Here is a 12,819-nt window from a genome sequence, read left to right on the forward strand (position 1 = left end):
GACCCTCGGGGCGCGATCACTTGCCGCGATTGAGGCGCCGCAGGTTACCGATCACCGACTCCAGCGCCCGGTCGAACAGCAAAGTGTCGTCCAGCGCTCGCACTGCGCCACGATGGAATTCCAGAGCCAGACCGGTGCGGCTGCGCTCCAGCACTTTCATTCCGGTGCGGTTGACGAAAATGTACTTGCCGGTGGCTTCAATGATCGCCGCCAGCTTGCAGCGAAGGGTGTTTTCCTCGTCTTCCTGAAACTCGACCCAGCACCCCAACCGCAACTGATCGACCTGAAGCAGACCGGCGTCGTCCTCCGGCAAACGCACTGACGCCGTATCGACCGGCCCTTCGTCGGCGGTTCGCAGGGCGACTTCCTGCAGCACTTCGACCATTACCGGCGTATCGACAGACTGTTCAAGCTTTTGCCCTGGACGTTCGAACAGCTGAACGTGCAAGGCTTTCAACTCACTGAAAAACTCGCTGGTGGCGAACGGATCGAATGCCGAGCTGCTCAGCCCATCGCGCAACGATTTAAGCAACCCCGGCACCAGTGCCAGCAAACGCAGGCTCGCATCGGGCTCTTCATGGCGTTGTACGCTCCAGATCAATTGCTCCATGGTCTGCACATCAGCGTTCCACTCGGCTGACTGATCGCCGTGCTTGAGGCACGTCAGCAGCAACAATTTGCTCCAGGCTTCCTGGACAAACACCACCACCCCTTGCGGCAATACTTTGCCCGACAAGGCCTGATTCAACACCTGTACGACGCGCTGGCGGGCCAGTTCAGTCCTGGCACGGCCTTCTTCGGCGTCACGGGTACGTTGCTCCAGCAGCTCACTACGACGGCGCTCGTCGCTGGTGAAGGCGAGAAAATCTGCCAGCAATTCGGAAAAAACCGCTGGATCATCGACAAAATCGTTCAGCAACCGTTGCACCACTTGCTCGATGCGCAGGTACAGGCTGTCGCGCTCATGGTCATCGCACTCGCCCCACCCCATGGCTGCGGTGGCGATTTCATTAAGCAGGCGCCGAGCCGGGTGACTGCTGCGGCTGAAGAAGCTTTTGTCGAGCACCGCCACTTTCAGCATCGGGATCTGCAAACGGCCGATCAGCGCCTTGAGCGAATCCGGCAGGTTGCGGTCATCGAGGATGCATTCGAAGAGCATCGCGATCAGGTTGATCACGTCTTCGTCAGCCACCCCGACAACCCGTGACTTGCCACTTTTGACGCTGACCCGCGTCAGCAGTAGTTCGAGCTGGTTTCGCAGATCGAAGTCGTCCTGCGCTGCCGGCGCCGGCACGTATTGCTGCAAGTGCGAGAGCAGGCGCAGCAGGTCGCGGGTGGAAATCGGCTGTGTCTGGGCACTGGCCTCAAGCGTCGGCGCGACACTGCCCCGCACGTGAAACAGCAATTGCTGCAACGCGGCGAAGACTTCCTGCACGCTGTCGTCGATCGGCGGGCCACCGGCGCGGGTGCTGGCTGGCGCGGATTCAACACCGACGCTGGCAGCCGCACGATCCCTGGCCCGACGCGCAGGGGCAGGTTTGAGGTCGGGCAGAACACCGGTAGCAATCAGCAACTGATTGGCTTCGGCGTAGAGCTGATTGGCCTCTTTGAGCACGTAGCGTTCGAACAACTTGAGGATGATCAGCTTGACCTTGATCTCCACTCCCAGGTTGCGCCCGGCCTGCAAAAAGTACTCGCAGAGCATCGCCGGCCCCATCGGATTGCGCTGATCGAGCAGCTCCCTGCCCAGCAGTGCGCTGAGTCGGGCAGTCAGTTGGTCCAGGGCGAAGCCGTCGCGGCTCAGCACTTTGCTGACCATCGCCTCCACTGCCACGCTGCGCTCCCTGTCGTCATTGGACAGCGCCGCCGCGGCGTCGAAGGCCAGCGCCTGGGGCAAGGCAGACTGAGGGGTGTCGTACTGTGTGAGGCTGACAAAAGCCTCGAAGAATTGTTCGAGAACGCCGCGTTCGATGTTTTTGCGCTTGAGGCGCAAGTCGCGCATGGCTTCGAAGAAGAGGTTCTGATCGACGTCATTGCGGGCCCGGTCGGCCATTTCGAACAGTGTGTCGTCGGCGTTATCGAACAACTCCTGCAACCCATGCCTGAGATGTTGAGCAGCCTTGTCGCGAACCTGAAGCAGAATCACAGGCAGGCGGGCGAGCGGCGAGTGAGTCGCCTGGTCGGTAGCAACCTTGTGCAAGGGCACTACATTCCCGTCGTTGTGCATTCAGGCCTCCAGAAACAGTGAGTCTTCGAATAGTCGTCAATCCAATCTACGTCAAAGTCATGACGTCAAAAGCAAGGCGGATTATCTTGCAAAAGATGTCCCCTGTACCAGCAGACTCTGCGTTTCCCATTGAAATAGACGCTTATGGAAGACGTCGACTTAGTACCGATTGATCAGGCGAATCGACCAAATGCAGGTTTCAGAGCGATGGGAACGCGTCGATGCCTTGGGTTGCCCGGCGCCATGGCCCTATAATCGGGCCACTTTGTTTGTGGAGTCCGTTATGCCGAATCTACGTCTCGCCGATTTGACCGCCGAAATCGAAGCCAACGTGCGCCGTGCGTTGCTCGAAGACATCGGCAGCGGCGACATCACCGCGCAGCTGATCCCGGCCGAACGCCTGGCCAAAGCGACCATCATTACCCGCGACGCTGCCGTCATCAGCGGCACAGCTTGGGTTGATGCAGTGTTTCGGCAGCTGGATCCACGTGTGGCGGTGCACTGGCAGGTGCGCGATGGCGAGCGGGTGAAACCCAATCAGGCGCTGTTCCACCTCGAAGGCCCGGCGCGCTCGCTACTGACAGGCGAACGCTGTGCACTGAACTTCCTGCAGTTGCTTTCTGGCGTGGCCACGCGCGCGCAGTACCTGGCCGATTTCGTTGCCGAGACTCAGGTAAAGTTGCTCGACACCCGTAAAACCTTGCCGGGGCTGCGTCTGGCGCAGAAGTACGCAGTGACCTGCGGCGGTTGCCACAACCACCGCATCGGTCTGTACGACGCATTCCTGATCAAGGAAAACCATATTGCTGCCTGCGGTGGCATCCCGGAGGCCATCAAAGCCGCGCACAAGATTGCCCCGGGCAAACCGGTGGAGATCGAAGTGGAAAGCCTGGACGAGCTGAAGGAAGCCCTGGCGGCCGGTGCCGACATCATCATGCTCGACGAGTTGAGCCTGGATGACATGCGCGAAGCCGTGCGTTTGAACGCAGGCAAGGCAAAACTGGAGGCCAGCGGCGGTATCAACGAAAGCACGCTGCTCCCGATCGCCGAAACCGGGGTGGATTACATCTCGATTGGCGCAATGACCAAGGATGTGAAGGCTGTCGATCTGTCGATGCGTCTGAGCCTTTGATAACGCCTGTGTGAATGAAAAACGCCAGCCTCGTGAGGCTGGCGTTTTTATCAGAACACCAGATTATTCATCTCGCAGTACTCTTCCCACTCGACGCCCAACACCTCGGCAGCCTCCTTGTGCAGAACAAGGCGCGCCGCCTCGAACTCTTCAGGGGTTGAGGTGTACTTGAGCGTCAGCTCCCACGGCTGCAAGCCCTGGGCTTCTGCCTCATCCTCGAACGCCCACTGGATCTGGTCTTTCTGATCGTCGGCGGGCAAGTCCTTGATCTCTTCGGCTAGCTGGGGCGAATCCAGCAAATACTTTTTCAGCGCTTCTTCGTGTCTGGCTTCTTGGGTCAATTCTTTAACGGTCATGGCGTTCTCTTTGATCTGAGGAATGGAAGATGGATCTGGATCATCAAGGATCTCTCTGACGCAAAAAACCGTTGGAAAACCCGGCTTATCTGGCCTTCAGAACCATTCGGGATCATCTGAAAACAACGTGTCGCTCGTGCCCGAGACAGGAATCGAACCTGCGACCTTCGCGTTACGAGTGCGCTGCTCTACCAACTGAGCTACACGGGCAGTGGGCTAAACCTAGCACTGACTTTGGGGTCAGGCAACTTCATGACTCGTCTCATTTTTTTGCAGGCAGAAAAATACCCCGCAGCTTTCACTGCAGGGCATTTTTTATTACGTTGAAGCGGTCAGGCGTGGGGGGTGATTAAACGCCCGAAGCCTTGGCTGCTGCTACGTCTTTGATGGACAGCTTGATACGGCCGCGGTTGTCCACGTCCAGTACCAGCACTTCCACTTCCTGGCCTTCTTTCAGGATGTCGGTCACTTTCTCAACGCGAGCGTCGCTCAGCATCGAGATGTGAACCAGACCGTCCTTGCCAGGCAGGATGTTGACGAATGCGCCGAAGTCGACGATGCGCTCAACCTTGCCGACGTAGATCTTGCCGATTTCAGCTTCTGCGGTAATGCCCAGAACGCGCTGACGTGCAGCTTCAGCCGCTTCCTTGGTTTCGCCGAAGATCTTGATCGAGCCGTCGTCTTCGATGTCGATCGAAGCCTTGGTCTCTTCACAGATCGCACGAATGGTCGCGCCGCCTTTACCGATGACATCACGGATTTTGTCGGTGTCGATTTTCATCGCGATCATGGTCGGAGCGTTTTCCGACAGCTCGGTACGGGACTGAGCAATGATCTGGTTCATCTGACCGAGGATGTTCTGGCGCGCTTCCAGGGCTTGGCCCAGAGCGATTTCCATGATTTCTTCGGTGATGCCTTTGATCTTGATGTCCATCTGCAGCGCGGTAACGCCTTTGGCAGTACCCGCTACTTTGAAGTCCATGTCGCCGAGGTGGTCTTCGTCACCCAGGATGTCGGTCAGGACGGCGAATTTCTCGCCTTCTTTAACCAGACCCATGGCGATACCAGCGACCGGTGCCTTCATCGGAACGCCGGCATCCATCAGCGCCAGGGAAGCGCCACAGACCGAAGCCATGGAGCTCGAACCGTTGGACTCGGTGATTTCCGACACGACACGGATGGTGTACGGGAACACGTCGGCAGCAGGCAGCATGGCCTGAATCGAACGACGGGCCAGACGGCCGTGACCGATTTCGCGACGACCAGCACCACCCATGCGACCACACTCACCTACCGAGAACGGAGGGAAGTTGTAGTGCAGCATGAACGGGTCTTTTTTCTCGCCTTCCAGGGTGTCCAGCAGTTGTGCGTCACGGGCGGTGCCCAGAGTTGCAACAACGAGAGCCTGGGTTTCGCCACGGGTGAACAGTGCCGAACCGTGGGTCTTAGGCAGAACACCGACTTCGATGCTCAAAGGACGTACGGTCTTGGTGTCGCGGCCGTCGATACGTGGCTTACCGTTTACGATGTTTTCGCGAACGGTGCGGTATTCGATTTCGCCGAAAGCTGCTTTGACTTCGCTGGAAGAAGGCTGGCCTTCGTCACCGGACAGTTTGGCAACAACCTGGTCCTTCAGCTCACCCAGGCGAGCGTAACGGTCGGCCTTGATGGTGATGGTGTAAGCCTGGGAGATCGCGTCGCCGAACTCGGCACGGATAGCGCCGAGCAGAGCGGTAGCTTCTGGTTGTGGAGCCCAGGCCCAGGTTGGCTTGGCAGCTTCGGCAGCCAGTTCTTTAACAGCGTTGATCACAACCTGGAATTCGTCTTGAGCAAACAGTACCGCGCCCAGCATCTGGTCTTCGGTCAGCTCTTTGGCTTCCGATTCAACCATCAGAACGGCATCCGAAGTACCGGCAACGACCATGTCCAGGCTCGAAGCTTTCAGTTGCTCGTAAGTCGGGTTCAGCAGGTAACCGGTGCTTTCGTGGAACGCAACGCGGGCAGCGCCGATCGGGCCATCGAAAGGAATGCCGGAGATGGCCAGCGCAGCCGAGGTACCGATCATCGCAGCGATGTCCGGATCGGTCTTCTTGCTGGTGGAAACGACAGTGCAGACAACCTGCACTTCGTTCATGAAGCCTTCTGGGAACAGCGGACGGATCGGACGGTCGATCAGTCGGGAAGTCAGGGTTTCTTTCTCGGAAGGACGGCCTTCACGCTTGAAGAAACCGCCAGGGATCTTACCGGCAGCGTAAGTCTTTTCCTGGTAGTGAACGGACAGAGGGAAGAAGCCCTTGCCTGGATCGGCTTGTTTGGCACCGACTACGGTCACCAATACGCTGACGTCGTCGTCAACGGTGACCAATACTGCGCCGGAGGCCTGACGGGCGATACGGCCAGTCTCGAGGGTAACGGTCGACTGACCGAACTGGAATTTTTTGATTACCGGGTTCACGGTGTCCTACCTTCTTTTGTGGCTCTTGGGGAACTTGTCTTCTTGCGAAATTCTTGGGCAATGTCGGGAGTCGACCCAACGCCTGTCCAGGGTAAAACGTGTATCCAGATAAAACTTGAGGCTGGGAGCCTGCCATGCGCCAGCGGGAAACCCACTGACGTACGACAGACAACCAACCTCTAGCGCAATCGCTTATTAGCGACGCAGACCCAGGCGACCGATCAGAGCGCTGTAACGGCTCACGTCTTTGCCTTTCAGGTAGTCCAGCAGCTTACGACGCTGGTTTACCATGCGGATCAGACCACGACGGGAGTGGTGATCTTTACCGTTGATCTTGAAGTGACCCTGCAGTTTGTTGATGTTGTGGGTCAGCAGTGCAACTTGCACTTCTGGCGAACCAGTGTCACCAACAGCTTGCTGGTAGTCAGCTACGATTTGAGCTTTTTCTTGAACGTCGAGAGCCATGAGGCAATCCTTTTATCAGGAAACTGTTTCAAAGAAACAGCTTCAACAGGCCAGGGACAAATCCCTGTATCTAAAAATGAGGAAGTGACCGTGCCTGTTAACAGCCACCCTCGTCCGGTCATTCTGACCGAATCAGTCGACGTGGCGCGATGCGCCCGTCTTCGCTCACTTCACCGATACCGATGAAGCGACCGTTGTGATCCTGTACCCGTACCATGCCGAACTTCGGTGCATCCGGGGCCCGTACCGGTTGGCCGTTAAGCCAGTAGAACGAGCTGTGCTCCGAGAACTGCAACAGCGGCCAATCCAGCAGGCCGCTGTCCGATGGCATCAGGAAGCGGTCGACCGCTTCGTTGCCGCCTTCGGCATGTACCGCTTCCAACTCTTCAAGCGTGACCGTCTGAGCCAGCGTGAAAGGCCCGGCCTGGGTACGTCGCAATTGCGCAACGTAAGCGCCACAACCGAGTTGCTCACCGATATCTTCCACCAAGGTGCGGATATAGGTGCCTTTGCTGCAATCCACCGCAAGCCGCGCAGTATCACCCTCAAAGGCCAGCAATTCCAAGCGCGCAATAGTAACAGAACGCGGTTCGCGCTCCACTACTTCGCCTGCACGGGCCAGCTTGTACAGCGGCTGGCCATCACGCTTGAGCGCCGAGTACATCGGCGGTATCTGACTGATTTGCCCACGAAAACCCGGCAACACAGCTTCAACATCGGCGCGACCAACGGTCACCGGGCGTTCCTGCAAAACCTCACCTTCGGCATCGGCCGTGGTGGTGGTCTTGCCCAGTTGCGCCAGGGTTTCATAAGCCTTGTCGGAATCGAGCAAGTATTGCGAGAACTTGGTGGCCTCACCGAAGCACAACGGCAGCACCCCGGTGGCCAGCGGATCAAGACTGCCGGTATGCCCGGCCTTCTCGGCGTTCAGCAACCAGCGAACCTTCTGCAATGCCGCGTTGGAGGTAAACCCCAGCGGCTTGTCGAGCAGGATGATGCCGCTGACGTTACGACGGATACGTTTGACCTGAGCCACCGATTACTCCTTGGTGTCTTCGGCTTCAGCCGCTACCGGGTGCTGATTGTCTTCAGCCACCGCACGCTCGATCAGGGCCGACAGGTGCGCGCCACGCACGACGCTTTCGTCGTAGTGGAAGTGCAGCTGTGGAACGCTGCGCAACTTCATTTCGCGAGCCAACTGCATGCGCAGGAAGCCGGCGGCGGAGTTGAGCACCTTGATGCTTTGCGCGATGTCTTCGGCGTTGTCCTGACCCATTACGGTGATGAAGATCTTGGCGTGACCGACGTCACGGCTGACTTCAACAGCGGTAATGGTGACCAGGCCAACGCGCGGGTCTTTTACTTCACGACGGATCAGCTGTGCCAGCTCACGCTGCATCTGATCGCCGATACGTTGGGTACGGCTGTATTCTTTTGCCATGTCTTGTTACCTGTTACTGCCACACGGTGAAACCCGTGGGGTCTGAAAGCGGCAAACGCCCGGCCTGACAAAAGCCAGACCGGGCGTTGCGTTTAGAGTCCTGACGCTGTGCCGCGCATGTACATGCGGCGGCTCATCGTGGCCCTTGAAGTGCGCGAGTTAGAGGCTGCGAGCAACCTGAACCTTCTCGTAGACTTCGATCTTGTCGCCAGCCTTGACGTCGTTGTAGCTCTTGACGCCAATACCGCATTCCATGCCGGCACGTACTTCGGAAGCGTCATCCTTGAAGCGGCGCAGGGATTCCAGCTCGCCTTCGAAGATAACGATGTCTTCACGCAGTACACGGATTGGACGGTTACGGTGAACAACACCTTCGATAACCATGCAACCGGCGATCGCGCCAAACTTCGGCGAACGGAACACGTCACGCACTTCAGCGGTACCCAGGATGTTCTCGCGAACATCGCTGCCCAGCATACCGGTGAGGGCTTTTTTGACGTCTTCGATGATGTCGTAGATCACGTTGTAGTAACGCATATCCAGACCTTCCTGCTCGACGATCTTGCGAGCGCCAGCATCGGCACGCACGTTGAAGCCGAACAGTACAGCGTTGGAGGCCAGTGCCAGGTTGGCGTCGGACTCGGTGATACCACCGACACCGCCACCGACAACACGCACTTGCACTTCGTCGTTACCCAGGCCGTTCAAGGCACCGTTCAACGCTTCCAGCGAACCACGGACGTCGGATTTGAGGACGATGTTGAGCGTCTTCTTCTCTGCCTGACCCATGTTTTCGAAGATGTTTTCCAGCTTGCCGGCGTGAGCGCGAGCCAGTTTGACTTCGCGGAACTTGCCTTGACGGAACAGAGCCACTTCACGGGCTTTCTTCTCGTCCGACAGCACGCTCATCTCGTCGCCAGCGTCCGGGGTACCGTCCAGGCCGAGGATCTCGACAGGGATGGAAGGACCGGCTTCCTTGATTGGCTTGCCGTTCTCGTCGAGCATGGCACGTACACGGCCATAGTTCGAACCGACCAGCACCATGTCGCCTTGGCGCAGGGTACCGTCTTGAACCAGAACGGTTGCAACCGGGCCACGACCTTTGTCGAGACGCGATTCAACCACAACGCCACGGCCAGGAGCCGAAGGAGTCGCTTTCAGTTCCAGAACTTCAGCTTGCAGCAGAACAGCTTCGAGCAACTCGTCCACGCCAGTACCGACTTTCGCCGAAACCGATACGAACGGGGTGTCGCCGCCCCACTCTTCCGAAGTCACGCCGTGAACCGACAGTTCGCTACGGATGCGATCGAGATCGGCGCCCGGCTTGTCGATTTTGTTCACTGCAACAACCAGTGGAACACCGGCAGCCTTGGCGTGCTGGACCGCTTCAATGGTCTGCGGCATTACGCCGTCGTCCGCTGCAACGACCAGGATCACGATGTCAGTCGCCTTGGCACCACGAGCACGCATTGCGGTAAACGCGGCGTGACCCGGGGTATCGAGGAAAGTGACCATGCCGCGATCAGTTTCAACGTGGTACGCACCGATGTGCTGGGTGATACCGCCGGCTTCGCCAGCAGCTACCTTGGCACGACGGATATAGTCGAGCAGCGACGTCTTACCGTGGTCAACGTGGCCCATTACGGTCACGACTGGCGCACGGGAGAACGTCTCACCTTCAAACTTCAGGGACTCGGCCAGGGAATCTTCCAGGGCTGTGTCGCTGACCAGGGTCACTTTGTGGCCCAGTTCTTCGGCTACCAGTTGAGCAGTTTCCTGATCAAGCACCTGGTTGATGGTCGCTGGAGTACCCAGTTTGAACATGAACTTGATGATTTCAGCAGCCTTGACCGACATCTGATTGGCGAGATCGCCAACAGTGATGGTCTCGCCGATCTGCACATCACGCACGACAGGGCCGGTTGGGCTCTGGAAACCGTGGGCGTTGCGTTTTTTCAGCTTGGCCTTGCCGCGACCACCACGACGGAAGCCATCGCTTTCTTCGTCGGTAGTACGTGGGGCAACGCGTGGAGCAGGCGCTTTCTCTTTGACCGAGGCACGATGCGGAGCGTTTTTACGCTCGCCGTCGCCACCACCGCTGCGACGATTGTTATCGTCGGCACGTGGTTTATCCGGACGGCGCTGTTCGTTCTGCTTGTTGCGAACGTCAGCAGACGGTGCTGGAGCAGCGGCTACAACCGGTGCGCTTTCGCGTACTGGCTCGGCAACTGCAGCAGGTGCTGCAACGGCGCCGTTAGTAGCGGTTTGCGCAGCAGCAGGCTGGCGACGCGCTTCTTCTTCGGCGCGACGCTTGGCTTCTTCTTCAGCCTTCTGACGTGCAGCATTGTCTACTGCGCGACGTTCTTCCAGTTCGCGTTTGCGCTCGGCTTCGATTTCTTCCGGGCTGCGCTGTACGAAGACTTTCTTCTTGCGTACTTCAACGCTGATGCTTTTGCTGCCAGCAACACGCAGGGTGCTGGTGGTTTTGCGCTGCAATGTAATCTTGCGCGGTTCTTCCACTTTCGCCTTGTGGCTGCTCTTCAAGTGAGTCAGCAAAGACTGCTTCTCACTATCGCTCACACCTTCATCGGCGGCGGTGTGCGGCAGACCTGCCTCACGCATCTGCTGCAACAGGCGCTCTACCGGTGTTTTGACCTCATCGGCCAGTTGTTTCACCGTGACTTGCGTCATGCACTTCTCTCCTCAGGCCGCGCCTAATTACTCGAACCAGTGGGCTCGGGCGGCCATGATCAACTTGCCGGCACGATCATCGTCAATGCCGTCGATGTCGAGCAGATCGTCAATAGACTGCTCGGCCAGGTCTTCGCGGGTAATTACGCCGCGCACCGCCAGTTCCATCGCCAAATCCTTGTCCATACCCTCAAGCGAGAGCAGGTCTTCGGCCGGATGGGCGTCTGCCAGCTTTTCCTCAGTAGCGATGGCTTTGGTCAACAAACGATCCTTGGCGCGAGCGCGAAGCTCGTTGACGGTTTCTTCGTCAAAGCCGTCGATGTTGAGCATTTCTTCCAACGGTACGTAGGCAATCTCTTCCAGGCTGGTGAAGCCTTCATCTACCAGCACCTGTGCCAGGTCTTCGTCGACTTCCAGCTCGTCGATGAAGTTGCGCAGGATGTCGCCGGTTTCTGCTTGCTGCTTAGCCTGGATGTCCGATTCGGTCATCACGTTCAGGGTCCAACCAGTCAACTGGCTAGCCAGACGCACGTTCTGACCACCGCGACCGATGGCCTGAGCCAGATTGTCTGCGCCAACGGCGATGTCCATTGCATGGGCATCTTCGTCAACGATAATTGCCGCCACTTCAGCCGGCGACATTGCATTGATCACGAACTGAGCCGGGTTGTCGTCCCACAGGACGATATCAACACGCTCACCGCCCAACTCACCCGACACTGCCTGGACGCGCGAACCGCGCATACCGATGCAAGCACCTTGCGGGTCGATGCGTTTGTCCTTGGAACGGACCGCGATCTTGGCGCGCGAACCCGGGTCACGGGACGCAGCCATTACTTCGATCAGGCCTTCAGCGATTTCCGGCACTTCGATGCGGAACAACTCGATCAGCATTTCCGGCGCAGTACGCGACAGAATCAGCTGAGGGCCACGGTTCTCGGTGCGGATTTCCTTGAGCAGCGCACGCAGACGCACGCCAACGCGGAAGGTTTCGCGAGAGATGATGTCTTCACGAGCCAGCAACGCTTCAGCGTTGTTGCCCAGGTCAACGATCACATTGTCGCGGGTCACTTTCTTCACGGTGCCGGAGATGATTTCCCCCAGGCGCTCGCGATAGGCATCAACGACTTGAGCACGCTCTGCTTCGCGAACTTTCTGCACGATGACTTGCTTGGCAGTCTGTGCAGCGATGCGGCCGAACTCAATGGATTCGATCTTTTCTTCGACTACATCACCGACCTGAGCACCCGGATGCGTTTCAGCAACCTTGCTCGGCCAGGTTTCGATGGCCGGATCGTCCAGGTCTGCTTCTTCGACGACCGTCCAGCGACGGAATGTCTCGTAAGCACCCGTGTGGCGATTGATTTCCACACGCAGATCGACTTCGTCCTCGAACCGCTTTTTGGTAGCAGTGGCCAGAGCCAGCTCCAGCGCTTCAAAAATTACGTTTGCCGGTACGCCCTTTTCATTGGATACCGACTCAACAACCAGCAGTACTTCTTTGCTCATCGTACGCCTCGCCTTTCGCAAGCCATTGGATCCGCGGGATCCGCGTCTCAGTCAAAACTGGGAATAATGTTGGCCTTGTCGATCATATCGATCGGCAACAGGAACTCATGGTCTTCTACCAGCACCACGACGTCCTGCTCTTCTACACCGCGCAGAAGGCCCTGAAAGTTGCGTCGGCCTTCGAAAGGCGAGCGCAGCTTGATCTTCACTTGTTCACCGGCAAATTTTGCAAACTGCTCAATAGTGAACAGTGGGCGTTCCATGCCAGGCGAGGAAACTTCGAGGGTGTATTCAACGGCGATTGGATCTTCAACATCCAGGACACCGCTGATCTGACGGCTGACGATGGCACAATCGTCCACCAGCACGCCGCCCTCTTTATCAATATAAACGCGCAACATTGAGTGGCGACCTTGAGCCGAAAACTCAATACCCCAGCATTCATAGCCTAGGGCCACGACCACCGGGGCCAGCAAGGCCTGCAACTCTTCTAGCTTGCTCGACACCTGAACCCCCTCGTGCATGTATGTGCATGCTGTGCAA

10 protein-coding genes and 1 tRNA gene are annotated in these 12,819 nt (G+C 57.8%); 1 reads left to right on the plus strand and 10 read right to left on the minus strand.

The features are described from left to right. Positions 1–16: 16 nt before the first annotated feature. Positions 17–2,227, minus strand: a complete 2,211-nt coding sequence (locus ACYZT0_RS21715) for a DUF1631 domain-containing protein (RefSeq protein WP_462042938.1) — start codon at positions 2,225–2,227, stop codon at positions 17–19. 283 nt (positions 2,228–2,510) lie between these two features. Between ACYZT0_RS21715 and nadC the strand changes: the two genes are divergently transcribed. After that, positions 2,511–3,359 (plus strand): carboxylating nicotinate-nucleotide diphosphorylase, encoded by an 849-nt coding sequence (gene nadC / locus ACYZT0_RS21720; protein ID WP_462042939.1) that lies wholly within the window; start codon positions 2,511–2,513, stop codon positions 3,357–3,359. A gap of 50 nt (positions 3,360–3,409) precedes the next feature. Here nadC and ACYZT0_RS21725 read toward each other — a convergent pair whose 3' ends face one another. The 9 genes from ACYZT0_RS21725 to rimP form a co-directional block, all read right to left on the minus strand. Beyond that, positions 3,410–3,715 (minus strand): DUF6388 family protein, encoded by a 306-nt coding sequence (locus tag ACYZT0_RS21725; protein WP_462042940.1) that lies wholly within the window; start codon positions 3,713–3,715, stop codon positions 3,410–3,412. A 137-nt stretch (positions 3,716–3,852) separates the two neighbouring features. After that, positions 3,853–3,925 (minus strand) — tRNA-Thr (locus ACYZT0_RS21730). 139 nt (positions 3,926–4,064) lie between these two features. Continuing rightward, complete coding sequence (gene pnp / locus ACYZT0_RS21735; protein WP_462042941.1) at positions 4,065–6,170, minus strand: polyribonucleotide nucleotidyltransferase; 2,106 nt, start codon at positions 6,168–6,170, stop codon at positions 4,065–4,067. A gap of 195 nt (positions 6,171–6,365) precedes the next feature. Further along, a complete protein-coding gene (gene rpsO / locus ACYZT0_RS21740; RefSeq protein WP_282374990.1) occupies positions 6,366–6,635 on the minus strand; it encodes a 30S ribosomal protein S15 in 270 nt (89 codons plus the stop codon). A gap of 118 nt (positions 6,636–6,753) precedes the next feature. After that, positions 6,754–7,671 (minus strand): tRNA pseudouridine(55) synthase TruB, encoded by a 918-nt coding sequence (gene truB, locus ACYZT0_RS21745; RefSeq protein ID WP_449643169.1) that lies wholly within the window; start codon positions 7,669–7,671, stop codon positions 6,754–6,756. Positions 7,672–7,674: 3 nt separating this feature from the next. Then, entirely contained in the window at positions 7,675–8,076 is a 402-nt protein-coding gene (gene rbfA, locus ACYZT0_RS21750) for a 30S ribosome-binding factor RbfA (RefSeq protein ID WP_008149016.1), read from the minus strand. 159 nt (positions 8,077–8,235) lie between these two features. Next, positions 8,236–10,767 (minus strand): translation initiation factor IF-2, encoded by a 2,532-nt coding sequence (gene infB, locus ACYZT0_RS21755; protein ID WP_462042942.1) that lies wholly within the window; start codon positions 10,765–10,767, stop codon positions 8,236–8,238. Between the two features lie 27 nt (positions 10,768–10,794). After that, complete coding sequence (gene nusA, locus ACYZT0_RS21760; protein ID WP_008024459.1) at positions 10,795–12,276, minus strand: transcription termination factor NusA; 1,482 nt, start codon at positions 12,274–12,276, stop codon at positions 10,795–10,797. Positions 12,277–12,323: 47 nt separating this feature from the next. Next, positions 12,324–12,782, minus strand: a complete 459-nt coding sequence (rimP, locus tag ACYZT0_RS21765; RefSeq protein ID WP_462046618.1) for a ribosome maturation factor RimP — start codon at positions 12,780–12,782, stop codon at positions 12,324–12,326. Between the last annotated feature and the right edge of the window lie 37 nt (positions 12,783–12,819).

Source organism: Pseudomonas sp. ZS1P83 (genome assembly GCF_054897825.1).